Source organism: Prevotella sp. ICM33, from assembly GCF_000517825.1.
Lineage (GTDB): Bacteria > Bacteroidota > Bacteroidia > Bacteroidales > Bacteroidaceae > Prevotella > Prevotella melaninogenica.
The window spans coordinates 1-26,329 of record NZ_JACD01000057.1 but is presented as its reverse complement, the minus strand read 5'-3'; the positions used below and the strand labels follow the sequence as shown (position 1 = coordinate 26,329).

At 41.1% G+C, this 26,329-nt stretch carries 17 protein-coding genes; 14 read left to right on the top strand and 3 right to left on the bottom strand.

The window, feature by feature from the left end:
- The first annotated feature begins 574 nt into the window (after positions 1 to 574).
- Genes HMPREF1505_RS06955 through HMPREF1505_RS06935 form a run of 5 tightly spaced genes read left to right on the top strand, consistent with a single transcriptional unit; the run spans position 575 to position 3,773 of the window.
- Positions 575 to 1,438, top strand: a complete 864-nt coding sequence (locus HMPREF1505_RS06955) for an RNA polymerase sigma factor RpoD/SigA (RefSeq protein WP_004360834.1) — start codon at positions 575 to 577, stop codon at positions 1,436 to 1,438.
- Between the two features lie 28 nt (positions 1,439 to 1,466).
- Positions 1,467 to 1,931: a hypothetical protein gene (locus tag HMPREF1505_RS06950; RefSeq protein WP_036923943.1), complete on the top strand. Its 465-nt coding sequence runs from the start codon at positions 1,467 to 1,469 to the stop codon at positions 1,929 to 1,931.
- A 15-nt stretch (positions 1,932 to 1,946) separates the two neighbouring features.
- On the top strand, positions 1,947 to 2,834 hold the full coding sequence (locus HMPREF1505_RS06945; RefSeq protein WP_036923941.1) for a hypothetical protein: 888 nt from the start codon (positions 1,947 to 1,949) through the stop codon (positions 2,832 to 2,834).
- A 5-nt stretch (positions 2,835 to 2,839) separates the two neighbouring features.
- Complete coding sequence (locus tag HMPREF1505_RS06940) at positions 2,840 to 3,325, top strand: S24/S26 family peptidase (protein WP_036923938.1); 486 nt, start codon at positions 2,840 to 2,842, stop codon at positions 3,323 to 3,325.
- Positions 3,326 to 3,368: 43 nt separating this feature from the next.
- Positions 3,369 to 3,773 carry a PqqD family protein gene (locus HMPREF1505_RS06935; RefSeq protein WP_036923935.1) on the top strand — a complete coding sequence of 135 codons (405 nt, stop codon included), beginning with the start codon at positions 3,369 to 3,371 and terminating at the stop codon, positions 3,771 to 3,773.
- A gap of 406 nt (positions 3,774 to 4,179) precedes the next feature.
- Here the strand turns inward: HMPREF1505_RS06935 and HMPREF1505_RS06930 are convergent, their stop codons facing one another.
- A complete protein-coding gene (locus tag HMPREF1505_RS06930) occupies positions 4,180 to 6,369 on the bottom strand; it encodes a S9 family peptidase (protein WP_197017507.1) in 2,190 nt (729 codons plus the stop codon).
- 55 nt (positions 6,370 to 6,424) lie between these two features.
- On the opposite strand from HMPREF1505_RS06930, the gene HMPREF1505_RS06925 reads away from it, so the two are divergent.
- The 4 genes from HMPREF1505_RS06925 to HMPREF1505_RS06905 all read left to right on the top strand — a co-directional run bounded on the left by HMPREF1505_RS06925 (position 6,425) and on the right by HMPREF1505_RS06905 (position 12,623).
- Positions 6,425 to 7,336: a TIGR01212 family radical SAM protein gene (locus HMPREF1505_RS06925; RefSeq protein WP_036923933.1), complete on the top strand. Its 912-nt coding sequence runs from the start codon at positions 6,425 to 6,427 to the stop codon at positions 7,334 to 7,336.
- Entirely contained in the window at positions 7,333 to 7,647 is a 315-nt protein-coding gene (locus HMPREF1505_RS06920; protein WP_036923930.1) for a DUF3592 domain-containing protein, read from the top strand. Before HMPREF1505_RS06925 ends, HMPREF1505_RS06920 begins: the two co-directional genes overlap by 4 nt.
- A 719-nt stretch (positions 7,648 to 8,366) precedes the next feature.
- Entirely contained in the window at positions 8,367 to 10,955 is a 2,589-nt protein-coding gene (gene clpB / locus HMPREF1505_RS06910; protein WP_036923925.1) for an ATP-dependent chaperone ClpB, read from the top strand.
- A gap of 495 nt (positions 10,956 to 11,450) precedes the next feature.
- Positions 11,451 to 12,623, top strand: coding sequence for a serine hydrolase (locus HMPREF1505_RS06905; protein ID WP_036923924.1), 1,173 nt, complete (start codon positions 11,451 to 11,453; stop codon positions 12,621 to 12,623).
- A gap of 1,059 nt (positions 12,624 to 13,682) precedes the next feature.
- Here the strand turns inward: HMPREF1505_RS06905 and ppdK are convergent.
- Positions 13,683 to 16,409: a pyruvate, phosphate dikinase gene (ppdK, locus tag HMPREF1505_RS06900; RefSeq protein ID WP_036923922.1), complete on the bottom strand. Its 2,727-nt coding sequence runs from the start codon at positions 16,407 to 16,409 to the stop codon at positions 13,683 to 13,685.
- 203 nt (positions 16,410 to 16,612) lie between these two features.
- Here ppdK and rlmD point away from each other — a divergent pair, with 203 nt between their 5' ends.
- The 3 genes from rlmD (at position 16,613) to HMPREF1505_RS13160 (ending at position 19,722) form a co-directional block, all read left to right on the top strand.
- Positions 16,613 to 18,037 carry a 23S rRNA (uracil(1939)-C(5))-methyltransferase RlmD gene (gene rlmD / locus HMPREF1505_RS06895; protein WP_036923920.1) on the top strand — a complete coding sequence of 475 codons (1,425 nt, stop codon included), beginning with the start codon at positions 16,613 to 16,615 and terminating at the stop codon, positions 18,035 to 18,037.
- 250 nt (positions 18,038 to 18,287) lie between these two features.
- Positions 18,288 to 19,415: a porin gene (locus HMPREF1505_RS06890; protein ID WP_036923918.1), complete on the top strand. Its 1,128-nt coding sequence runs from the start codon at positions 18,288 to 18,290 to the stop codon at positions 19,413 to 19,415.
- A 145-nt stretch (positions 19,416 to 19,560) separates the two neighbouring features.
- Positions 19,561 to 19,722 carry a hypothetical protein gene (locus HMPREF1505_RS13160; RefSeq protein WP_155948923.1) on the top strand — a complete coding sequence of 54 codons (162 nt, stop codon included), beginning with the start codon at positions 19,561 to 19,563 and terminating at the stop codon, positions 19,720 to 19,722.
- Positions 19,723 to 20,098: 376 nt separating this feature from the next.
- Here the strand turns inward: HMPREF1505_RS13160 and HMPREF1505_RS06885 are convergent, their stop codons facing one another.
- The gene (locus HMPREF1505_RS06885) at positions 20,099 to 21,163 is read right to left on the bottom strand and encodes a hypothetical protein (protein ID WP_036923916.1); all 1,065 of its coding nucleotides are present in this window, start codon (positions 21,161 to 21,163) and stop codon (positions 20,099 to 20,101) included.
- Positions 21,164 to 21,314: 151 nt separating this feature from the next.
- Between HMPREF1505_RS06885 and HMPREF1505_RS06880 the strand changes: the two genes are divergently transcribed.
- Together HMPREF1505_RS06880 and nifJ are read left to right on the top strand one after the other, a co-directional pair.
- Entirely contained in the window at positions 21,315 to 22,499 is a 1,185-nt protein-coding gene (locus HMPREF1505_RS06880) for an ATP-binding protein (RefSeq protein WP_036923946.1), read from the top strand.
- A 46-nt stretch (positions 22,500 to 22,545) separates the two neighbouring features.
- Positions 22,546 to 26,121 (top strand): pyruvate:ferredoxin (flavodoxin) oxidoreductase, encoded by a 3,576-nt coding sequence (gene nifJ, locus HMPREF1505_RS06875; RefSeq protein ID WP_036923914.1) that lies wholly within the window; start codon positions 22,546 to 22,548, stop codon positions 26,119 to 26,121.
- Positions 26,122 to 26,329 lie beyond the last annotated feature (208 nt).

The window sequence follows — 26,329 nt, the reverse complement described above, 5'->3', positions numbered from 1 at the left end:
CTTAATAGGACTTCAAAAGGGCGTTAGTAAGGGTCTTAAAGGGCACCTTTTGCAATCTAAAAGGGCGTCTTTAAGAAGCCAAAAGAGCATATATTGGTTTCGAGTCGTATGAAAATAGTTTACAAACCTCAACAAGTAAGGGAATAAATTGTTTGTAGAATACAGATAGACATCAGACCTAATTACATTTATCATGTAGCTTTTCCGCCTTTATAAAACCATCTAATTGGGGGTAGTCATACCATGCAAGTAGATTAATATTATTCTATTAACATTCTATGCGTTTAACGTAAGAACCCTCGTTTTACCCTATAAACGCAACATAATAACCACCAAGAATCCAAATCTAACCACCTCTTATCGCACTAAAAAACGTTGTATGAACATGACGAGAATATTCAACCATTACAAACCAATAAATCACCTATCAGTCAACAAGAAACCGTTAAAAGACCAAAAACCTAATACACAACACAAAAACATTATAGATTCTTATGTGAGTTTTTTACTTTTTTATTTGTTTAACTCATTGAATTTGTGTAAATTTGCCATCACTTAAAATAATGCTAAGCACATGAGACAATTGAAAATCACAAAATCGATTACGAATCGAGAGAGTGCTTCTCTTGATAAGTATCTGCAGGAAATCGGTCACGAAGAAATGATCAGTATCGAAGAAGAAGTTGAGCTTGCTCAAAAGATTCGAAATGGTGATCGAAAAGCTTTAGAACGTCTGACGAAAGCTAACCTGCGCTTCGTTGTCTCAGTTGCAAAGCAATATCAAAATCAGGGGCTTTCTCTGCCCGATCTTATTAACGAAGGTAATGTAGGATTAATCAAAGCAGCAGAGAAGTTTGATGAAACACGCGGCTTCAAGTTTATCTCATACGCTGTATGGTGGATAAGACAAAGCATCTTGCAAGCAATAGCAGAACAAAGTCGTATCATCAGATTACCACTAAATCAAGTAAGCTCTGTCAATAAAATAAATAAGATATTGACACAGTTTGAACAAGAGAACGAACGCCGTCCGAGTATTGATGAGATAGCACAGAACACTGATATACCAGAAGACAAGATTGTTGATGCAATGAAAGTTAATTCACGTCATGTCTCGGTAGATGCTCCATTCTATGACGACGAGCAAAGTAGCTTACTTGACGTTATTCCTAATGATAACACACCATCAACTGATAAAGAGTTGGTTGAAGAGAGTTTACGGGAAGAAATTGGAAGAGCTTTACAGATTCTTGAGGATAGAGAGAAGGTGGTTATAGAGGCTTACTTCGGAATTAACCAACGTGAAATGACATTGGAAGAGATAGGAAGTAAATATAATCTCACACGTGAACGGGTAAGACAAATTAAAGAAAAAGCTATAAGACGCCTACGCCAACTATCCAATAGCAAGGTTTTGAAGGCTTATTTAGGACAATAACATTAACATTGTAAGATATTAATTTAAGATGAAATTACGTCAGGTATTAATTATAGCAGTACTCCTGCTGGGATGGGTAAATAGTAGTAACGCAAAAGGATACAAGCCTGCAAAGGTATATATGTTTGGTTTTGCAGCCTCTTTTAATGATTCAACGGTTTATATGACCAATATTCAGAAGGTGGATGCCTACCTTGCAAACGACCGTACTAAGTTCCTTGCTAATCGTGAAGACTACTCATATCAACTCCGTTATTACCTTCAGAACAATGGTTTGGTAAGCTATCCAACTTGCGTTACGATGTATGCTGAGAATGAGAATAAAGCTATGAAACAGTTCACAGCTTTGAAAAATAAATACGAAAAGGGTAAGAAGAAATATATAGTTAAGTTTATCTCTGACGCAGAGTTCAGCTATAAGACAATAACACCAGACAACTATACTTCAAGCGAAGATACACAAGTGAATACTAAAACCACAAAGTCAAAGTAAGCAGAGCCTCTAAAGATGGAAATAAATAACTTCAGAATAGCTGACTTTGATATACAGATTATATTCCGTGAGACTGATGTCAACGGAATGCACTTGCTAAGTTCGTTTGAACCTTTCAGAATCAAAGAGGTTTCAGAGAATGTCTTTTTCCGCTTAACGGTTGACGATACGCTTCGACCTGTTCCAAAGGAAAGGAGACAACGTATCCGTGCTTTCGATACAGGAAATGGTGATACCATAGTTGATCGTGTTGATGATGGTAGCTATCAGTATATTATCAAGGACATTAATGGCTCTGATTGTTGTCTGCTACAGAGTAATAAAGACTTCTCTGACTGCCGTTGTGCACTCAATGGCAACAAGAATATGCGCACCTTTGGACTTAATAATGCATTGATGCTTATCTTTGCCTTTGCTGGTGCACATAAGAAAACCTTGCTGATTCACGCATCTCTTGTTCGTAACAATGGCTATGGCTATGCCTTCATTGCCAAGAGCGGAACAGGTAAGTCAACCCAGGTTAGTATGTGGCTACGCTATATTCCAGGCAGTGACCTCATGAACGATGACAATCCTATCGTGAGAATCATTGATGGAGAAACATGGATATATGGTAGCCCATGGAGTGGTAAGACACCATGCTATCGCAATGTCAAGGCTCGTTTAGGTGCTATTACACGTATTGACCGCGCTACAACAAACTCTGTTGAGAAGCCCAATCCTATTGCAGCGTTTGCTTCACTACTCCCCTCTTGCTCCAGCATGAAGTGGGATTCAGACATTTACAATGGCGTTTGTGATACTATTACAAAGATTGTAGAAGCTGGGAGGATATTTACGTTACATTGCTTGCCTAATCAAGAAGCAGCAGAAGTGTGCTATCAAACCGTAACGAAAAGATAAAACTTATGTCAAAAACAGTACTTACGACTTCTGAAATCCAGTTTGCGAATGCAGAGTTTCTACCAGAAGTTGTCAAGATGTTAAATGAAGGACATACTGTTACGTTACGCCTTCGTGGCTATTCTATGCGTCCTTTCCTTGAAAATGACCGTGACAAAGCTTTGCTTGTCAAGCCTTCCACAATAAAAGTTGGCGACCCAGTCTTAGCGGAGATAACACCACGACACTTCGTCTTACATCGTATTGACAGCATAGAAGGTGACAACGTTACCTTACGCGGTGATGGCAACCTTGGTGTTGAGCATTGTAAGAAAGAGAATATTGTTGGAGCAGTCATTGGTTTCTACCGTAAAGGACGAAATAAGATGGATACTACAAATGCTTGGAAATGGAAGTCATATAGCTTTATTTGGACCCGACTTCTTCCTATCCGAAGATATTTATTAGGTATTTACAGACGTATCTGGATTCCTATCTTTGGCACCATTTAATGGAATATAAAAAGAAAGATAATAATATAAACTATCAATAAGAATGAAAGTAAAGAATGGCTTCAACCTCCGTGAAGTATGCGGAGAACATATTATCGTTGCGGAAGGAGATGAGAATATTGACTTCAGCAATATTATATCTATGAACGAAAGTTCTGCATACTTATGGGAAGAGGTGCAGAAGATGGATTCTTTTACAGTAGATAACCTCGTAGAGTTAATCTGCGGTCAATATGAAATTGACGAGGATACGGCTCGCAAGGATGCCACAATACTTGCTGCACAATGGGGTACTGCGGGTATCATCGAGGGTGAAGACATCCCTGCAGATGATTCTGCTGTTAAGAAGGAAACAATCTCTGAGGGGGCTGATTCTACACACCTCGAGACAGCTACAAGTGAGGAGAAGCCTAAAAAGAAAGGTTTCTTTGAGCGTCTCTTTGGTTAAGGAGCAAGATAAAACTAACTATACATAAAAAACTCGGACACTGATTATAGCAATTCAGTGTCCGAGTTTTTTCTTTATTAGTGCTATCTGATAGACCTTTGAACAATATACTCGTCCATATGACATCACCTTTGATTTACAGTTATCTGATAGAACAACTCCTTTCTACCAACAATTTATTCCCTGATAATATCATATTGCACTACACTAAGTACTCAACACCATTGGTGTTTACCATCCGCACATGACGTGTGAAGCATCCGCACACTATGTGCTGGGCATTAACACATCAGTAAAAGATGAGTTAAAAGACCCTTGTCATCATCTTAATATGTAGTAAGACACGCATGCTTCACTTATACATGAGGGTGCTTAGCGAACAACACAGTTCTTTTATCAGCGCCTATTACAGGTTCTCGATAAACCATTCAGTAACCTGTCTCAGAAGATGATTACGAGTGTTACCACCATAAATACCATGGTTACGATTGGTATAAAGATTCTCTTTGAAGTCCTTATCAGCTTGAACCAAAGCCTCAGAATACTCAAAGGCATTCTGCGGATGTACGTTATCGTCCGTTAAGCCATGACATATTAAGAGTTTACCATGAAGTTTCTCTGCTCTATTGATTGGATTAATAGCATAACCAGCAGCATTCTCCTGTGGTGTACGCATATAACGCTCTGTATAAACAGAGTCATAATAGCGCCAGTTCGTTGGTGGAGCAATAGCTACACCTGCCTTGAACGCATTGCGTCCTTCGCTCATACTCATCAATGTATTGAAGCCTCCAAAGCTCCAACCCCATATTCCAATACGCGAAGCATCGACATAACTTTGCTTGCCCAACCACAATGCAGCTTCTGCCTGATCCTTTGATTCCAAGTCGCCAAGCTTCAAATAAGTACACTTCTCAAACTCTGCACCACGCGCACCAGTACCACGACCATCTACAGTAACAACGATATAGCCCTTTTGTGTTAAGTAGTAGTCAAACATTGCACCACTACCCATAGACCCAACGCCCCAGTTGTCGACAACCTGCTGACTACCCGGACCACTATACTGGTGCATAATTACAGGATACTTCTTTGTTGCATCGAAGTTAGCAGGCTTCACCATCCAGCCATTAAGTTTCACACCTTCAGAGGTTGTAAATGTAAAGAACTCAACACCAGTGTTGCCATACTTTGCCAACTTTGCCTGCAGTTCATTATTATTAAGCACCTCACGTATCTCCTTACCTTTGTTATCATAGATAGCAAATACGTATGGATGATTGCTATCGCTCCATGTATTGAGGAAATACTTATAATCGCCTGAGAACGAAGCAACATTCCATCCTGCACGAGCAGAAAGACAAGTCAACTTACCCGACTTGTCTGCAACATATATTTCACGCTGCATTGGCTTACGTGCTGCTGCTTGGAAGTAGGTATTTCCAGTCTTCTCATCATATCCATAGATTTCAGTTACGTCATAGTTCCCCTTATCAATCTGACGTAAAAGCTTACCATCCTTATTATATAAGTAAAGGTGCATATAGCCATCACGGTCAGAAGGAACAAGAATATAATCCTTCATGATGCTAATACCCTCCATAGCTTCTTCTTTCACATACTTAGGTACACTCTCCTTTATCAGTAGATTACATGTACCTGTGAGAGGGTTAGCAGCATAGAGATTCAACTCATCCTGATGACGATTCATTGTATAGAGGATAATTCTATTTGCATCAAAGGTAGACTTGATGCGTGGAATATAACCATCTGCTGCTAATGGTAAATCATATTTACGCACAGTACCATCACTCAAGCTATAAGACCATGCACTAACCTTTGAGTTTGCTTCGCCAGCCTTTGGATATTTATAGCTGTAATCACCAGGATAGATATCGAACATATCATATGCAGGGTGAGAACCTTTGTAAAACTGTAGGGTATAACTCTTTACCTCACTCTCGTCATATCTAATCCAACTTAGCGTCTTACTATCTGCACTCCAAGCAAGTGCATTATTAAAGCCGAACTCCTCTTCATTCACCCAGTCAGGTAAACCATTGATTACCTTATTAAACTCACCATCCGTTGTAACCTGCTTTACGTTCTCTCCATCTGTAATATAGATATTATTCTGATGAACATAAGCGATCTGACGACCATCTGGAGAGAAAGTCGGAATCTGCTCAGAGCCATCTTTTGACAGTTTCTTTAACTGTTTTGTCTTTACATCATAGAGATAAAAGTCTGCTGTAAACGAACGACGATAGATACGATTTGTATTCGTTTGTAATAACAGTCGACTTCCATCAGACGAGATCTGATAATCATCAAAGGATTTTAATTGTTCACCCTTGGCATCAGCGAGGTCAAAGATAACCCCTGTAGAGCTACCTGTTTTAAAAGAATACTTAACTACCTGACGACCATCAGACGAGATTTGTGCATACTCAGAAGTTCCTTTTAAAGGATTAACACCCGAGATACGCTTAGTTGCAAAAGCACCATTAGTAATGTCTTTCAAAGAGATAGGTTCTCCAGCCATCAACTGAAGTACGGTTAGCATTGTTGCAAACAGAAGTAATATACGTTTCATAAATTCAAGTTTTAACAGCACAAAAATATAAAATATTCCGTATATTTGCAAAAGAATGGAACAATATTATTGCGATTTCGGGAACTGGTTGCGCTCTCAGTTCCCTTATAAAGTACAGAAGATATCGGTTAATGCTGGCTTTACTTGCCCTAACCGAGACGGAAGGATTGGCCGTGGTGGTTGCATTTACTGCAATAATCAGACATTCAATCCTACTTATTGCGATAATGGAAAGAGTGTGACCCAACAACTTGAGGATGGCAAACAATTCTTTTCAGGTAAGTATCCTGAGATGAAATATCTTGCTTATTTCCAGGCTTATACCAACACTTACGGCACTAATGACCATATTAAAAAGCTCTATGAGGAAGCACTTGCTGTGGAGGATGTGGTTGGACTCGTTATCGGTACACGTCCCGACTGTATCAATGATGACCTCTTAGATTACTTTGAAGAACTAAATCGCCGCACATTCCTCATCGTTGAGTATGGTGTGGAAACCTGCAATGATGAGACATTACGACTGGTTAATCGCGGGCATGACTTTGCTTGTGCACGTAAAGCTATAGAAGAGACTGCCCAACGTGGTATCCGTGTCGGTGCACATATCATTCTCGGACTACCTGGTGAAGATGCAAAAGAGAGTTTAAGACAAGCTCCAATCATCTCTTCTCTTCCCTTAACGACATTGAAGATTCATCAGTTACAGATTATTCGTGGAACTCGTCTGGCAAAGATGTACGCTGAAAAGCCATTTCACCTTTATACAGTTGAGGAGTATATCAAACTCATTGCAGATTACATTAGCCTTCTTCGCCCCGACCTTGTACTCGAACGCTTTGTCAGTCAGAGCCCTCCCGACCTCCTCATAGCACCCAAATGGGGACTGAAAAACTATGAGTTTACACATCGCCTTCATAACTTTATTAAGGAGAAGTTGAATAATAATGCTCAATCTGACAAATGAAAAGAAAGTATCAACGCTCAATAGCCTATTTTGTTATCGCACTGTTAGGAATCTCTTTATGGCATGTATGGAAGAGTAGCAAGATTGCTGAGAACCCAGCTTACACTAAAGGTGTAGTCAATAGGCTTTATAAAATTCGCGCAACTCCTTACTACTCCTATTCATATAACGTAGATCAGAAGACCTATGAAGGTAGGGGTAAACAATATGGAGAATATGAAAGTCTGCATATTGGTGACACTATCACCGTTTATTATCAAAGAAGTAACCCCAGTAACAGTGAAGCTTATGTAAGAAATAATAAACAATAGATTCAGTCTTCTGACTGTTATTATATCTTTCCTTTATCTTTGAATACAACATACAGGTATACCCTATAAAAGGCTTTACTATATTATTTGGGCAAACTCGTTTATATCTATGCGCTTATATACGGTAAAATGAAAGAGAACTTGAAAAATAAAAAACAATCAAACTAATGAATAAACTTAGTAAAGGCATATTAATATCTACATTAACATTCATTTATATCCTTGGGGTTAGTGTTGTACAAGGCACCTGTAGGAATGGACACGATGTTGGGACTGGTATTCTGTACCTTTATAGTACCCTACTCTATGTTATTAGTTTTATAGTTTCATTCTCAGTATATGGAATAAGTAAAACAAGGAAATATACATTTCTTATAATTGCCCTATTGTCCTTACTCTACTACATTTATCTTTGGATGGAACAAACGGAGATGCCTTACGAAAGGTTTTTCTATATTCTTTGGGGCTTACTTATTTATATCTGTGCATTTATATGCTGTAAACACCAAGAGAACTGAACACTGAAAAGTACGTCCCCAACCTCTTTCCCCTCCCTTTTCCAAAATCGAACAACTGACAATTTGTCTACAACAAGCGACAATTTGACACAAAACACCTATAGGCACAAGGTTTGATATATAGGCAATAGAAACAAAAAATAAGAACAAGTTCCGAAACCTATTATAAAGGTGTAGGAGCTATAGGAAGGAGATTTGAATATGACATTTGAGAAATTTACAATCAAAGCACAAGAAGCTGTTCAGAGTGCGATAAACATTGCACAACGAAATGGACAGCAGACCATTGAGCCAGTACACATATTAGCTGGTGTAATGGATAAAGGAAAGGATGTAATAAATTACGTCTTCCAGAAAATTGGCGTCAACACACAAGCTGTAGAGACTGCCATTCAGAATGAGATGAGCCACTTACCAAAAGTATCTGGTGATGAACCCTACCTCTCTTCTGAAACCAATCAGGTGATGCAGCGTACAGTAGAGACCTCCCAGAAGATGGGTGATGAATTCGTTAGTATCGAACCGATGCTGCTCGCCCTACTTGCGGTAAACTCAACTGCAAGCCGTATTTTGAAAGATGCGGGTTGTACAGAGAAGGAAATGACAGCTGCTATCAATGATCTTAGACAAGGTCAGAAGGTGCAGTCGCAAAGTGGTGATGAGAATTATCAGTCATTACAGAAATATGCACGCAACCTTATCGAGGATGCACGTGCAGGAAAACTCGACCCAGTGATTGGTCGTGATGAGGAGATTCGTAGAGTATTACAGATTCTTTCTCGTCGTACAAAGAACAACCCTATTCTCATTGGTGAGCCAGGTACTGGTAAGACAGCTATCGTTGAGGGTTTAGCAGAGAGAATCGTTCGTGGTGATGTGCCAGAAAACTTAAAGGACAAGCAACTCTATTCACTGGATATGGGTGCGATGTTGGCTGGTGCTAAGTATAAAGGTGAGTTCGAGGAGCGTCTCAAGAGTGTTGTTAAGGAAGTGATGCAGGCTGATGGTAACATCATTCTCTTCATTGACGAGATTCACACATTGGTTGGTGCAGGTGGTGGCGAAGGTGCCATGGATGCTGCAAATATCCTTAAACCAGCCTTAGCACGTGGCGAATTGAGAGCTATCGGTGCAACAACACTCAATGAATATCAGAAGTATTTTGAGAAAGATAAGGCGCTTGAGCGTCGTTTCCAAACCGTATTAGTAGATGAACCAGACGAGTTGGATGCTATCTCTATCCTTCGTGGATTGAAGGAACGTTATGAGAATCATCACAAGGTACGTATCCAAGACGATGCTTGTATCGCAGCTGTTAAGCTTTCTGAGCGATATATCTCAGACCGTTTCTTGCCAGATAAGGCTATCGACTTGATGGATGAGGCTGCTGCAAAACTGCGTATGGAGCGCGACTCTGTACCAGAGGAGTTGGATGAAATCAGTCGTAGATTGAAGCAGCTTGAAATTGAGCGTGAGGCTATTAAGCGCGAGAACGACACTGAGAAAATTGCACAACTCGACAAGGAAATCGCTGAACTCAAAGAGCAGGAACATGGATTCCGTGCAAAGTGGGAAGGCGAACGTGGACTGGTGAATAAGATTCAGCAGGACAAACAAGAGATTGAACAGCTCAAGTATGAGGCTGATCGTGCCGAGCGTGAGGGTAATTACGAGCGTGTTGCCGAGATTAGATACTCACGACTAAAGCAATTAGAAGACGATATCAAGAACATCCAACAGCAGTTGCAAGCCACACAAGATGGGCAAGCAATGGTGCGCGAGGAGGTTACAGCAGATGATATCGCTGAGGTTGTGAGCCGTTGGACAGGTATTCCTGTCACACGAATGTTACAGAGTGAGAAGGATAAACTGCTCCACTTAGAGGATGAACTACACAAGCGTGTCATCGGACAAGATGAGGCTATCACAGCCGTAGCAGATGCTGTTCGTCGCTCACGTGCAGGATTGCAAGACCCAAAGAAGCCTATTGCGTCCTTCATCTTCTTAGGTACAACGGGTACTGGTAAGACCGAGTTGGCAAAGGCATTGGCTGATTATCTCTTCAATGACGAGTCTATGATGACCCGAATTGACATGAGCGAGTATCAAGAGAAGTTCAGTGTAACACGCCTCATCGGCGCACCTCCTGGATATGTAGGCTATGATGAGGGTGGTCAGTTGACCGAGGCTGTACGCCGTAAACCTTACTCAGTGGTTCTCTTTGACGAGATTGAGAAGGCACATCCAGACGTATTCAATATTCTTTTACAGGTATTGGACGATGGTCGATTGACAGATAATAAAGGTCGCACGGTGAATTTCAAGAATACAATCATCATCATGACGTCTAATCTTGGTTCGCAATACATCCAACAGCAGTTTGAACATCTTAACGATACTAACCGTGAGGAGGTTATCGACAAGGCAAAAGTTGCAGTAATGGATATGCTGAAGAAGACGATTCGCCCAGAGTTCCTCAACCGTATCGACGAGACAATTATGTTCTTGCCATTGACAAAAGAGCAGATTGGGGATGTCGTTCGCCTGCAACTTGAGAGAGTTAAGGATATGTTAGAGCCACAGGGTATTGAACTTCAGTGGACTGACCCAGCCATCAACTATCTTTCAGATGTTGGCTACGACCCAGAGTTCGGTGCACGTCCTGTCAAGCGAGCTATCCAACGTTACGTATTGAACGACCTCAGTAAGTCATTGCTTGCAGGTACAGTCAACCGTGACAAGCCTGTCATCATCGACAGCTTCGGCGAAGGCTTAGTATTTAGAAACTAATATAAAAAGGGAGTGTGTCATTTGGCACACTCCTTTTTTTTGTTTCATCGGCCATTTCAAGTGATACTACTATAAATCTTTATGAGGTAAACCTCTGTTTTCCTTGAGGCTTCTTCGTAACCAACAAGTTTTCTTATCCTTAGTGATTCTACGTGTCATAACCATCCGCACTATTGGTGTTCACCGTCTGCACCATTGGTGCTAAGTATCCGCTCGATGATATGACATGATAAAAAGGGTTATTGTGGTTTATCCACTATGGAGAGAAAATATTACCTTTGTCATATGAATAGTACCGAGATATTTACACAGGCTTTGAGCCTATCAGAAGCAACTTCTTAAAAGGAGGGCAAGGGGATTCGTAAATACAGAAAACTTTAAGTATATGGTCTATTTCATGACAGGGGAGCTTAAACTTAATTACCCACACGATTCGTTATAGAGCCGAATATTTTTTTGTAACTTTGTGCTATAAAACTTAAATACATTATCATTATGGCATCAAAAGCATATAACGTTCTATTTATTGTAGCAATGTTGTTGTTCAGTAGTTGCAGCGTATTCCGTGGACTCACACTCGATGGTCCTTCTGGTCCGGATATATATGAATATCAGAAGTTGGAACGAGACACTATTTTCAAAGGAAACAATCCGTTTCATTTTCCACTTGCTGCATCGCATCGTTGCATAGATAGAAGTATGCATATAACTCACAAAAAGGCAGGAAATGCAGAGGAGATGCGAATAGATTCACTCGTTGAACAATGGTTTGGAAAAGATGGGCAATTGCTTATTATTCATAACGACAGTATTGTTTACGACCAATGGACAGAGCCTTTTTATCCAAGAAAGAATGCTACCATTTTCTCTGTTTCCAAATCGTTGACGGGGCTTCTTTGTGGTATTGCCGTAGACGAAGGTTATATCAAGAGCGTAGACGACTATGTAACTGATTATATTCCAGAATTGGCACAATACAATGCTACATTCAAAAAGTTACGGATTGTCCACCTACTGAATATGCAGGCTGGTTTCGATTTTTACGAGGACTATGAATTGACTCTAAAAGGTTTATTTAAAATATTCAAGATAACTCAACTGCAATATGGGCACGACTTCACCCGACTTTTCCGACACATAAAGTTTAAAAGTCAGCCTGGCAAGAAATATGAATATAACAGTTTAACAACAGCTCTACTCTCTTGGATTATTGAACGAGCTACGGGTAAAACCTATGCAAACTATATGAGTGAGAAGGTATGGAAACCATTAGGTATGGAACGCGATGCATGGATTACAATAGACAGTCATAAGCATCATCACACACAAGGCTTTGGAGGTATTGCTACAAACGTGTATGACCTTGCAAAAATAGGAAGATTATATTTGAATGGTGGTACATGGAATAGGAAGCAGATTGTCAGCAAGGAGTGGATAGACAAGAGCTTAGAAAAGACTACCGAGAATAAAGGTTATCATTATTGCTGGTACCATCAGTATCGCGATAACAATGCCGATAACTCTTCTTTCTATGCGTTTGGTGTCGGACACCAATTCATTTATATTAATCAGAAGAAGAATGTAATTATTGCCCGAATAGGAAACAACTACAATTGGATGGGGTGGGAAATGTCATTTTTCGACTCCTTATGCGACAAATTGTTCTAAACAAAATAAGTAGTTAAAATTCTGAATATATTTTGTAGGTAATGACAAGTAATACTACACAAAATATCCCGAAAATTTATGAAAAATATTTTTGCCGGTTAAACTTGGGATAAGATCCTTACTGTCAAAAACGAGTCCGCCTCAGAAACGCTATTTCTCACATTCATTATAATATCCCTATTTTTCTACAATGAAAGAAATCCTCAAGATGAAAGTTCCTGTCACTCGTATCACAAGAGAATAGCTTATAACCTACTGATTTGAAGCACGTTTGCACAAAATGTTAAAAGTGACAGCAAAATGAAATTAAAAATACTATAGTTATATCGTTACATTACTACAAGAAGTAACAGCTTTTTATTTCTCAAAGAACAACATATAAACAGGAACATTAGACGCAGCCAACTTTTACGTTAAAATGGTTCTTCCCTTAGCAAGATTGATATCTCTTCTCACGTAAAAGTAATTCTATCATAAATTAAACCGTAGTGTATAGCACTAAGAGCCTTCTACTCATAGTAAAAAGAAGCTGTAAATAGTAGAGAACGAATATAAAAAGCGTTGCTTTATACTTAACTATAAAGGTTCAAGACTGCATATTACATACTTCTTGCAATAATTTAAAACATAGTTTATAAACAAACTATCTATAACAAATCTTGCAAGGAGTAAAGCCTTTTGACTTTGCCGCACTCACAGAAAGGCTTTTTATACTGCCAGAGCATCTATTAAGACCACGACAATTTGGGCTTGAATGATACTTTCTTGCCTTTGATCCCGTACAAATATAAACCGTTCCAGACTGAATATTCGTATTTTTCTTTGTAGAAGCAGTCGTTCCTCCTATCGTAGAGAACAATGCAAATGCTATAAACACTGATTTAATAAATTGCATATTGGTATAAAGTAAGATTGTTGTAAAGAACTTAGTAAATTAGAAGTGAGAGCGAAAGGTAAAGACTCTACCTCTTTTAGATATACATTTATAAACCATAAGAAATAGGCGGTATACCTACATAAAAACATGGTATACCGCCTAAAAAATATATTTCTAAGAAATTACTTCATTTCTTCCACTGCGGCTTGTGCCGCAGCAAGTCTTGCGATAGGCACGCGGAATGGAGAACAGCTAACGTAGTTAAGACCTACACGATGGCAGAACTTAACAGAACTTGGCTCACCGCCATGCTCACCACAGATACCACACTTGAGGTTTTTGCGAGTCTTGCGGCCCTTCTCAACACCCATTTGAATTAACTGACCAACACCCTTCTGGTCGAGAACCTGGAATGGGTCAACATCGAGAATCTTCTTCTCCAAGTAGCTTGGCAAGAAGCTTGCGATATCGTCACGGCTATAACCGAAGGTCATCTGAGTCAAGTCATTTGTACCGAAGCTAAAGTATTCTGCCTTCTGTGCAATAACATCAGCTGTCAAAGCAGCACGAGGAATCTCAATCATCGTACCCACCTTGAATTCAACCTCAACACCCTCCTTCTTGAAGAGTTTATTTGCAGTTTTGCGAATGATGTTCTCTTGAATGTCAAGCTCATTAACAATACCGACCAATGGTACCATAATCTCTGGCTTAGGATTGAAGCCTTCCTTCTTCAACTGAACAGCAGCACCGAGGATAGCCTTAGTCTGCATTGCAGTAATCTCTGGGAATGTGTTACCCAAACGGCAACCACGAAGACCCAACATTGGGTTGCTCTCAGAGAGTGCACTTACACGACTCTGAATAAACTGAACGCTAACGCCCATCTCTTCAGCCATGACTTCCTGTCCCTTAAGGTCATGTGGAACAAACTCATGCAAAGGAGGATCGAGCAGACGGATGTTAACTGGTAAACCGTCCATACACTTCAAGATACCATAGAAGTCCTGCTTCTGATAAGGCAAGAGCTTGTCAAGTGCTCTTTCACGCTCCTCAGTAGTGTTTGCGAGAATCATCTCACGCATAGCCTTAATCTTCTCGTTCTCAAAGAACATGTGCTCTGTACGGCAAAGACCGATACCAACAGCACCGAAGTTGCTTGCTACTTCTGCATCGTGTGGAGTATCTGCGTTGGTACGAACAACCAACTTGCTATACTTCTTACAAAGATCCATCAGCTCAGCGAAGTCACCTGTTACCTCAGCTGGACGAGTCTTAACCTCACCAAGGTAAACCTCACCTGTTGAACCATTCAAAGAGATATAGTCACCCTCACGGATAATAGTTCCGTCAATCTCTAAGGTACGCGCCTTATAGTCAACCATGATTGCACCAGCACCACTGACACAGCACTTACCCATACCACGAGCAACAACGGCAGCGTGTGAAGTCATACCACCACGAGCTGTCAAGATACCCTCAGCAGCAGACATACCTGCGAGGTCCTCTGGAGATGTTTCAATACGAACCATGATAACCTGACGACCATCCTCATGCCACCTTGTAGCATCGTCAGCGAAGAATACAACCTGACCACTTGCAGCACCTGGAGAAGCTGGCAAACCACGTGTCAACACATGTGCCTGAGCCAATGCCTCCTTATCGAAGACTGGGTGGAGGAGTTCGTCGAGTTTGTTTGGCTCACAACGCATAAGCGCTGTTTTCTCATCAATCTCACCTTCATGAAGCAAATCCATAGCAATCTTAACCATTGCAGTACCTGTACGCTTACCATTACGAGTCTGGAGGAACCAAAGCTTACCTTCTTGTACTGTAAACTCCATATCCTGCATATCATGGTAGTGCTTCTCCAACTTATCTTGGAGTGCATAGAGCTGCTTGTACAACTCAGGCATAGCCTCTTCCATTGAAGGATATTTAGTTGCACGAGTCTCTTCATCAATATTTTGCTGTGCAGCCCAACGGAGTGAGCCTTCTTTTGTAATCTGCTGTGGAGTACGGATACCTGCAACAACATCCTCACCCTGTGCATTGATAAGATACTCACCATTGAAGAGATTCTCACCAGTACCAGCATCACGAGAGAAGCAAACACCTGTTGCAGATGATTCTCCCATATTACCGAATACCATTGCCTGAACTGTTACTGCTGTACCCCACTCTTGTGGAATACCCTCCATCTTACGGTAAAGGATAGCACGCTCGTTCATCCATGAATCAAACACAGCACAAATAGCACCCCACAACTGCTCCATTGGATCATCAGGGAAGTCCTTACCAGTCTGCTCCTTGATAGCCTTCTTGAAGAGAGCAACAAGTTGCTTCAAGTCTTCAACAGTCATCTCACTGTCGAGCTTAATGCCACGCTCAGCCTTAACCTGCTGAATAATTGCCTCAAATGGATCAATATCTTCCTTGTTTACAGGCTTCATACCCAAAACAACATCACCGTACATCTGTACAAAACGACGGTAACTATCGTAAGCAAAACGCTCGTTACCCGTCTTTTCAATTAATCCAGCAACCACTGCGTCATTAAGACCAAGGTTAAGGATTGTATCCATCATACCTGGCATAGAAGCACGTGCACCAGAACGCACACTCATCAGGAGAGGATTAGCTGGATCACCGAAGGTTGAGTTCATCAAGCTTTCTACATGCTTAACACTATTCTCTACTTCTGCCTTCAGCAAGCCTACTACAGTCTCTTTACCTTTCTCATAATACTCAGTACATACATCAGTGGTAATTGTGAAACCTGGAGGAACAGGTACACCGATGAGGTTCATCTCAGCCAGATTGGCACCCTTGCCACCAAGGAGATTTCTCATATCAGCCTTACCCTCAGCCTTACCATTACCAAAGGTATAAACTCTCTTTTCGCTCATAAGTTAAAAATGATAATGAATTTTAGTTATTTCTATAGTGCAAATATACCAATAAATAGGTAAAGTAACAAACTTTTCTATAAAAATTGCTATCTTCACCTTACATTTTTACTTTGTTAGCGAACACAGACTTGATAAAAACTATCAGGCAGACTACAAACGGGAAAAAATTAGTAACTTTGCAGCGAAATACAAAACAGATTATGAGTAGAAAAAGAAAGCCATTACCCATTCTGGAGAATGTCACAATAGAAGCTGTGGCGGCCGAAGGTAAATGTGTTGCACATGTTGATGATAAAGTTATTTTCGTTCCTTTTGTTGTACCAGGAGACGTAGTTGACCTTCAGGTGCGTAAGAAGAAACGTAGTTATTGTGAAGCTACAGTCATTCGCTTCATCAGTAAAAGTGCTGTACGTCAGGAACCTATGTGTGAACACTTTGGCATCTGTGGTGGATGTAAGTGGCAAAACCTTCCTTACGAAGAACAGTTAAAAGCAAAGCAACAACAAGTATATGATCAACTGAGTCGTATTGGCAAGGTTGAGCTCCCTGAGTTTCGCCCAATCATGGGTTCAGTACACACCAAGGAATATCGTAACAAGCTCGAATTTGGTTGTGCTAATAAGCGTTGGTATACAGAAGAGGAGCTAAAAGCGCTACCAGAAGGCATTGGCTTGGCTGAAGGAGCCATCGGCTTCCATATTACAGGTGCCTTTGACAAGGTATATCCTATAGAGAAATGCTGGTTGATGGATGACCTCTGCAACGAGATTCGCAAGGATATCCGGGACTATGCACTCTCTACTGGAATGAAATTCTACGATATTCGTGCACAACATGGTTTATTGCGAGATATTATGGTGCGCAACTCTAATACAGGCGAATGGATGGTACTTGTACAGTTCCACTATGATGAGGAGGGAGACGATGAGCGTGCAAAGGCATTAATGCAGCATATTGCAGACCGTTTTCCACAAATTTCTTCACTCTTCTACGTTGATAATCAGAAAGGTAACGATACATTCAACGACCTTGAACTAACACTTTTCAAAGGTAATGATCATATCTTTGAAACGATGGAAGACTTAAGATTCAAGGTGGGACCAAAGAGTTTCTACCAGACCAATACAGAACAGGCATATCACCTCTATTCTGTTGCACGCGAATTTGCCAACCTTACAGGTAACGAGCTTGTATATGACCTCTATACGGGTACGGGTACAATTGCTAATTTCGTAGCAAAGAAAGCTCAGAAAGTAATTGGTATAGAATATGTTCCAGAGGCAATAGAAGATGCAAAGGTTAACTCAGAAGTCAACAAGATTGACAACACACTTTTCTATGCAGGTGACATGAAAGACATTCTGACCGAAGACTTCATCCACGAGCATGGACGCCCAGACGTTATCATCACAGACCCTCCACGTGCAGGTATGCATCCAGACGTTGTGAACGTTATACTCGGAGCAAGTCCAAAGCGAATTGTTTACGTCAGTTGCAACCCTGCAACACAAGCGCGTGACCTTGCTCTGCTCGATGCAGACTATAAAGTTTCTGCCGTCCAACCTGTAGACATGTTCCCACATACACCACACGTTGAGAACGTTGTCTTATTGGAGAAACGATAAAAGACAGTAAACTACATATTTAAAGATTGCCCACTATTCCAGCCAAAGGAATTATCCTTTACAGCGACTGACATAGTGGGTAATTTCACCTTAATATATATAGAAAGCCCTTATCTTCAAACTCTAACCAAGAAAAGACACGACAAAAGCAGCATAATATTTTGTTATTATTTGATAAAATACTATCTTTGCATCGTCAATAGCCGAGTTATCAACCTAAAATATTATCATTACCTAAATTCATAGAGTTATGAGAAAAACAATTATCCTATCAGCAATGATGCTATGCTCACTTCTCGGTAAAGCACAGGAAGCACCAAAGTGGATTAATAACGTAAAATTGTCTGGCTTCGGTATCGTTCAGTACCAATATAATGGTATGAACAACAACAAGTCAAATAGTTTCAACCTCCGCTTAGGCCGTGTATCAATTGATGGTCGTATCCTTGAAGATTGGGCTTGGAAAGCACAGTTACAGTTCAACGGAAACACATCTACATTGGGCGCATCACCACGATTAGTCGACCTCTTTATTGAATGGCAGAAGTATGATTTCTTCCGTGTTAAAGCAGGACAGTTCAAGAATCCATTCACTTTTGACAACCCTATCCATCCTATCGATCAGGGATTTATGAGTGTAGCACAAGGTGTTCAGAAATTAGCAAGTTTCTCAGACCGAGCTGGTGCACATCCATCTAACGGACGTGACATCGGTGTACAGATACAAGGCGATTTCCTAAAGACAGCCGCAGGTAGAAATCTTGTTCACTATCAGGTAGGTGTATTCGATGGTCAAGGTATCAACGTAAGAGATGTTGACCAACAGAAGAATATCATTGGTGGTGTATGGGTAATGCCTGTTGAAGGCATGCGCTTAGGCTGGTTCGGATGGACTGGTTCGTATGCTCGCAAGGGAACATGGACAGACGCAGCTGGCGCCACACACTCAGGTGTACGTAGTCTGCAACAACGACGCTATGCCTTCTCTGCAGAATACAAAGTTAACGATTGGACCATACGCTCTGAATACGTACATTCTACTGGTAATGCCTTCGCTAAAGCACTGAGCAACACAGATGCTTCGGCAGCTACAGACTGCAATCTTAGTGCAGATGGAGACAAAGCTCAGGGTGTTTATGCTTTAGTCATTGCGCCTATCATTCCTAAGAAGCTACATGCCAAGGCACGTTACGATATGTATCAGCCATCTGATGGTGCTGAAAAGCAGCGTACACAATACGACTTAGGACTTGACTACGAGTTCACCAAAAACCTTGCATTGAGTGGTATTTATTCTTATGTTCATGATCGTTCTATGAATAGTACGGGTAAACCAAACTATTCAATGTTTGACTTAGAATTAAGTTTCCGCTTTTAAAATAAATAAAATTTAAAGAAAATCACGGATACATTAGGTTGTATCCGTGTTTTTTTGTATCTTTGCCGAAGTTATGATAAACAAATATTAACAAACGAAGGTTGTAAGTATTCACGATAAAACATCCTCGTACAAACTCTAAAACATGACAAGACATCAGCACATCGACTATCAGACAGGAGGAATCAAACCTCCTTCTTCATCAGCGGCACGCCGTCGTAAGGTTTTTAATAAGGTAATGAAGATTGTTATGACATTCTTTGCCTTAGCAGTTGTTTGCTTGGCTTACTGGATGTATCACAACTAAGCCTATTAATTCTTTTAACCAACAAAAAATCAAACGTCTACGTCTTATTCAGCTATTTTTAGCTGAATAAGTCCGAATTTGTAAGTAAATACAAGCTCACAACATCATGGAAATGTTATTTTTAAAAACTCTTTCTTGGTAAACATTTCCTATATAAGATTGTCATTAATAGCTTACTATAGTGTAATTAATGACAATTGAGGTCTTCTATTCCTCTTTATTTAATGATATCTGTAGCCCAACACATATCGTGCGAAGCGCTAACACTATTCGTGCGGAGGGTAAACACAAGTTGTGTTGCAGGCTAACACATCACAAATAGAAACCTGATACTACTTCACATACTCTACTATAAGCAATTATTCAAGTACAAATATTATCTATCTTTGTGAACTATATGAAGATGATAATGAGAACCATCATAATCTATTCGCATCATTCTATTATGGAGTTCTTCCCAAGCAGATAAAGACAAGGCTACATGCCCCATCGTACGTCTCAAGTTAATCTCTACTACAGGGTGAAGCATAAAACTATCTTCTGCAGCAACAATCATCATATCAACGCCTAACGGACCGCTATAAACACCTCGCAAATGTTTGGTTAACAACTGCTCTAAAGCTGAAATAACTTTATGTAACAGTTCATTCGATACATAAGTAGACAGAGTAGAATGTTTCTCAGCTTCGTCTGCAAGGCTATTACCTACATATGCACCGTTAACAGTATGGAATACAGACAGTCCTGCGTAATGGGCTCCATCCGCATCCGCATAAAATTCTACACCAAAATCCTTCACCTTATTGTAATAAGGCTCTATCATTATACCGCCTTGCGTCTTTATCACATTCTTAGACCAATTAGCCAAGGCAGCATCCAAGACAGTATCAACATAGCGCACTCCTCTCCCACTGCTACTCCACGGAGCCTTTATCACAGCCTTACCCAAACTCTGAAGAATACGTTCTAATTCTATAATACTATCAACATAGGACGACTTACCAAGTAAAATAGGATGAATAAATTTCTCTTGTAGTTCCTTTAATACAGCAGAAGAGAACTGACGATTACTAAGTCTACGTACATTTGCAAGCACCTCATTATCAGGAAGTACAGATGACTTAACCCCCATCTGGCTCAACTGAAACTTAATAGAAGAATCCCATCCCCATGGCACAACCTTATCAATCTGTTCTAATAGACGATCTACACCTTTTTTATCAACAAAATTCACCTGCTTACCATAACGCTGAAGGCGAGAGGCATGCTGCTGAGCAGAACTCACGTTTTCTACAAGTACATAGTCACCTTCCGCTGCCCACAGAACAGGTAGGTAATCTAAATCATTGCGAAGCTGCCTACCTGCGTGCGGAGCCGTAAAGTACTTGTTATCATAAGCTAATGCTATATCATGTTCGGGGTTAAATACGTGTAATGTCATTGAAATCCTTTGTTAATGCTGTGCAAAGGTACATCAAACCAAATATAACACAAAATAAAAACAAAAAAATCATTTTTTGCTATCTATAGTTTGCAAATTAAAGAAATTAATAGTAACTTTGCATGTGGATAATATATATAACGGGAACAAGATGGACGCATTCTTTCGCACGCATACTTACTTGGTGGAGCATGTAAATGCCCCAGTGCGTCGTCGTCTCATGGATGAGATTAATTGGGACGACCGGCTCATCGGCATCAAGGGTACGCGAGGCGTAGGTAAAACGACCTTCCTCCTACAATATGCCAAAGAGCGTTACGGCTCTACTGATCGCCAATGCCTTTATGTAAACATGAACAACTTTTACTTCCAAGGCAGAGGTATAGCAGACTTCGCTGGCGAGTTTTATCGTCATGGCGGAAAAGTCTTGCTGATCGACCAAGTATTCAAGCAGCCTGACTGGAGTCATGAACTCCGTCAATGCTATGACAATTATCCTGAGTTGAAGATAGTTTTCACAGGCTCAAGTGTCATGAGACTGAAAGAAGAAAACCCAGAGCTTAATGGCATTGTAAAGAGCTATAACTTGAGAGGTTTCTCTTTTCGCGAATACTTGAATTTACAAACAAACCAACAGTTTGAGCCTTACACATTAAAGGATATTATAAACAACCACGAGGAGATAACAAGACATATTCTCTCAAAGGTTAGCCCGATGAAGTACTTTGCAGACTATATTCACCACGGCTTTTATCCCTTCTTCTTAGAACATCGTAACTTCTCAGAGAATCTACTGAAGACGATGAATATGATGACAGAGGTAGATATCCTTCTCATCAAACAAATAGACTTGAAATATCTGACCAAGATTAAAAAGTTATTTTACCTTCTTGCCTTGGAAGGTCCTAAGGCTCCAAACATCAGCAACCTTGCTAAAGATATCAACACAAGCCGTGCTACGGTAATGAATTATATCAAGAATCTTGCTGATGCACGACTTATCAACCTTGTATATCCAGTAGGACAAGAGTTTCCTAAAAAGCCTGCAAAGGTCATGTTACAGAACTCTAACTTGATATATGCCATCTACCCCATCCAACTTGATGAACAGCAGCTTATGGAGACATTCTTTGTAAATGCGTTACAAGAAGTATGCTCGGTAAATGAAGGTAATAAACAAGGCACATATATTATCAATCAAAAAGAAAAGTTTAAGGTATGTGATACTGGAAAGACTAAAAAGCGATTTAGCACAGACACAACCTATACTATATACAATACTGAGGTGGGAAAAGACAATCAAGTACCACTTTGGCTAATAGGTTTCCTATATTAGGCAAGACCAAAAACATTATAACAATATTCATTTAATAAATTTCAAAATGGCTAAAGAAAAGAAGTTTATCACTTGTGATGGTAACGAGGCCGCTGCTCACGTGAGCTACATGTTCTCTGAGGTAGCAGCTATCTATCCTATCACTCCATCATCTCCAATGGCTGAGCACGTAGACGAGTGGTCAGCACGTGGTCGTAAGAACCTTTGGGGTCAGACAGTAAGCGTTCAGGAGATGCAATCAGAGGGTGGCGCAGCAGGTGCCGTACACGGTTCACTGCAGTCTGGTGCTCTCACGACAACCTTCACCGCATCACAGGGTCTTCTCTTGATGATTCCTAACATGTACAAGATTGCTGGTGAACTTTTGCCATGTGTATTCAACGTTTCAGCACGTACACTCGCAAGTCACGCTCTTTGTATCTTCGGTGACCACCAGGACGTAATGGCTTGCCGTCAGACAGGCTTCGCTATGTTCTGTTCAGGTTCTGTTCAGGAGGTTATGGACCTCTCTGCAGTTCCTCACCTTGCTTCATTGAAGACATCAGTACCATTCATCAACTTCTTCGATGGTTTCCGTACATCACACGAGTATCATAAGATTGAGTGCCTTGACCAGGAAGATATCCGTCCATTGGTTGACGAGGAAGACATTAAGCGTTTCCGCGATCGCGCAATGACTCCAGAGCGTCCAGTAGTTCGTGGTACAGCTGAGAACCCTGAGACATTCTTCACACATCGTGAGGCATCTAACAGTGCTTACGAGAATGTAGCAGAGGTTGTTGAGCACTATCTCGGCGAAATCTCAAAGATTACAGGCCGTGAGTATCACCTCTTCGATTACTATGGTGCTAAGGATGCAGAGAACATTATCATCTTGATGGGTTCAGCTACTGAGGCAGCTCGTGAGGCTATCGACTACTTGATGTCTCAGGGTAAGAAGGTTGGTATGATTGCTGTACACCTCTATCGTCCATTCTCAGTTAAGCACTTGCTCGCTGCAGTACCAAAGTCTGTTAAGCGTATCGCTGTTCTTGACCGTACTAAGGAACCAGGAGCAGAGGGTGAGCCATTGTACCTCGATGTTAAGAGTGCATTCTATGATGTTGAGAACAAGCCATTGATCGTTGGTGGTCGTTATGGTCTCGGTTCTTCAGATACAACACCAGCTAAGATTATCGCTGTTTATGACAACCTCGAGTTGCCAGAGCCAAAGAATCACTTCACTGTAGGTATCGTTGATGACGTAACCTTCACTTCTCTCCCAGAGGTTGAGGAGATTCCATTGGGTGGTGAAAGCACATACGAGGCTAAGTTCTATGGTCTTGGTGCTGACGGTACCGTTGGTGCTAACAAGAACTCAGTAAAGATTATCGGTGACAACACTAATAAGTACTGTCAGGCTTACTTCTCTTATGACTCTAAGAAGTCTGGTGGTTTCACTTGTTCTCACCTCCGCTTCGGTGATAATCCAATCCGTTCTACTTATCAGGTAAATACACCTAACTTCGTAGCTTGTCACGTTCAGGCTTACTTGAACATGTACGACGTTACACGTGGTTTGCGTAAGAATGGTACATTCTTGTTGAACACTATCTTTGATGGTGAGGAACTTGTACACTTCATTCCTAATAAGGTTAAGCGTTACTTCGCAAAGAACAATATCAGCGTTTACTATATCAACGCTACTAAGATTGCACAGGAGATTGGTCTTGGCAACCGTACCAATACTATCCTCCAGTCTGCATTCTTCCGTATTACTGAGGTAATTCCTCTCGACCTTGCTGTTGATCAGATGAAGAAGTTCATCGTTAAGAGTTACAGTAAGAAGGGTCAGGACGTTGTAGACAAGAACTTCGCTGCTGTTGACCGTGGTAACGAGTACAAGCAGTTAACTGTTGACCCAGCATGGGCTAACCTCTCTGATGACGATGCTAAGGTAGACGATGCACCAGCATTCGTTAAGGAACTTGTTCGTCCAATGAACGCACAGGCAGGTGACCTCTTGAAGGTTTCTGACTTCGTTAATCATGGTACTGTTGACGGTACATGGTCAGTAGGTACAGCAGCTTTCGACAAGCGTGGTGTTGCTACCTTCGTTCCAAAGTGGGATGCAGAGAACTGTATTCAGTGTAACAAGTGTTCATACGTTTGTCCTCACGCTTGTATCCGTCCATTCGTATTGGATGAGGCTGAGAAGGCTAACTTCAACGAAGAGACACTCGACGTCATCGCTCCAAAGCAGCTCAAGGGAATGCAGTTCCGTATTGAGGTGTCAGTTCTCGACTGTACAGGTTGTAGCAACTGTGCTGATGTATGTCCAGGTAAGAAGGGTAACAAGGCTCTCTCTATGACTCAGTTCGTTGCTGGAGAGGAAGAGGCTAACCACCGTGCAGCTAACTGGAATTACCTCGTTAAGAACGTTAAGAGCAAGCAGAACTTGGTAGACATCAAGTCAAATGCTAAGAACTCTCAGTTCGCTCAACCTTTGTTCGAGTTCTCTGGTGCTTGTGCTGGTTGTGGTGAGACTCCATACGTTAAGCTTGTTTCACAGCTCTTCGGTGATCGTGAGATGATTGCTAATGCTACTGGTTGTTCTTCAATCTACTCAGCTTCAGTTCCTTCTACTCCTTACACAACTAATGAGGAAGGTCATGGTCCTGCATTCAACAACTCACTGTTCGAGGACTTCTGTGAGTTTGGTATGGGTATGGCTATGGGTAATAAGAAGATGCGCGAGCGTATCGCTGTACTTCTTAACGAATCTATGGCTAACGACCATACACCTGCAGAATTCAAGGAGGCTGCTCAGGAGTGGCTTGATAACATGAATGATGCAGATGCATCTAAAGTTGCTGCTGCTAAGCTGAAGCCATTGATCGCTGCTGGTGCTGAAAAGGGATACCCTGTATGTGCAGAGTTGAAGACACTCGACCACTATCTCGTTAAGCGCAGCCAGTGGATTATTGGTGGCGACGGTGCTTCTTATGATATCGGTTACGGTGGTCTCGACCACGTTATCGCTTCTGGTGAGGACGTTAACATCTTGGTTCTTGATACTGAGGTTTACTCTAACACTGGTGGTCAGAGTTCTAAGGCTACTCCACTCGGTGCTATTGCTCAGTTCGCAGCTAAGGGTAAGCGTATCCGCAAGAAGGACCTCGGTTTGATGGCAACTACATACGGTTATGTTTATGTAGCTCAGATTGCTATGGGTGCTGACAATGCACAGACATTGAAGGCTATCCGTGAGGCTGAGGCTTATCCTGGACCATCACTCATCATCGCTTACTCTCCATGTATCAACCATGGTTTGAAGGTGAAGGGCGGTATGGGTCGTAGCCAGGCTCAGGAAGCAAATGCTGTTGCTTGTGGTTACTGGCAGCTCTGGCGTTACAACCCACTATTGGCTGAAGAGGGTAAGAACCCATTCTCACTCGATTCTAAGGAACCAGAATGGGATAAGTTCCAAGACTTCCTTCACAGTGAGGTTCGTTTCCTCTCTGTCCTCAAGGCTTATCCAAATGAGGGCGAGGAGCTCTTCAAGGCTTGTGAGGATATGGCTAAGCTCCGTTACAAGAGCTATGTTCGCAAGACTCAGGAAGACTGGAGCGAGGAGGCATAATCGCCTAACCCACAGATTAAAAAGATATAGTTAAAACACTATATAACATATGTAAAGAGGCTTCTCCATCATGGAGGAGCCTCTTTTTTGGGCTATTCCGTTAAATGCATAGACACTTATCGTATAGCATTAACCAAAGAATCAAAATAATTCATTATTGCTGTCCGGTAAAACTTAAATAACATATAAATCCTTGCGGAATTGTCTT

Bases quoted from the DNA above. Each gene is read 5' to 3' on its own strand.
- nifJ (WP_036923914.1), top strand. From the start codon at position 22,546: ATGGCTAAAGAAAAGAAGTTTATCACTTGTGATGGTAACGAGGCCGCT.
- HMPREF1505_RS06885 (WP_036923916.1), bottom strand. From the start codon at position 21,163: ATGACATTACACGTATTTAACCCCGAACATGATATAGCATTAGCTTAT.
- HMPREF1505_RS06920 (WP_036923930.1), top strand. From the start codon at position 7,333: ATGAAAAGAAAGTATCAACGCTCAATAGCCTATTTTGTTATCGCACTG.
- HMPREF1505_RS13160 (WP_155948923.1), top strand. From the start codon at position 19,561: ATGACAAGACATCAGCACATCGACTATCAGACAGGAGGAATCAAACCT.
- HMPREF1505_RS06880 (WP_036923946.1), top strand. From the start codon at position 21,315: ATGGACGCATTCTTTCGCACGCATACTTACTTGGTGGAGCATGTAAAT.
- HMPREF1505_RS06945 (WP_036923941.1), top strand. From the start codon at position 1,947: ATGGAAATAAATAACTTCAGAATAGCTGACTTTGATATACAGATTATA.
- HMPREF1505_RS06940 (WP_036923938.1), top strand. From the start codon at position 2,840: ATGTCAAAAACAGTACTTACGACTTCTGAAATCCAGTTTGCGAATGCA.
- ppdK (WP_036923922.1), bottom strand. From the start codon at position 16,409: ATGAGCGAAAAGAGAGTTTATACCTTTGGTAATGGTAAGGCTGAGGGT.
- HMPREF1505_RS06955 (WP_004360834.1), top strand. From the start codon at position 575: ATGAGACAATTGAAAATCACAAAATCGATTACGAATCGAGAGAGTGCT.
- HMPREF1505_RS06935 (WP_036923935.1), top strand. From the start codon at position 3,369: ATGAAAGTAAAGAATGGCTTCAACCTCCGTGAAGTATGCGGAGAACAT.
- rlmD (WP_036923920.1), top strand. From the start codon at position 16,613: ATGAGTAGAAAAAGAAAGCCATTACCCATTCTGGAGAATGTCACAATA.
- HMPREF1505_RS06925 (WP_036923933.1), top strand. From the start codon at position 6,425: ATGGAACAATATTATTGCGATTTCGGGAACTGGTTGCGCTCTCAGTTC.
- clpB (WP_036923925.1), top strand. From the start codon at position 8,367: ATGACATTTGAGAAATTTACAATCAAAGCACAAGAAGCTGTTCAGAGT.
- HMPREF1505_RS06950 (WP_036923943.1), top strand. From the start codon at position 1,467: ATGAAATTACGTCAGGTATTAATTATAGCAGTACTCCTGCTGGGATGG.
- HMPREF1505_RS06905 (WP_036923924.1), top strand. From the start codon at position 11,451: ATGGCATCAAAAGCATATAACGTTCTATTTATTGTAGCAATGTTGTTG.
- HMPREF1505_RS06890 (WP_036923918.1), top strand. From the start codon at position 18,288: ATGAGAAAAACAATTATCCTATCAGCAATGATGCTATGCTCACTTCTC.
- HMPREF1505_RS06930 (WP_197017507.1), bottom strand. From the start codon at position 6,369: ATGAAACGTATATTACTTCTGTTTGCAACAATGCTAACCGTACTTCAG.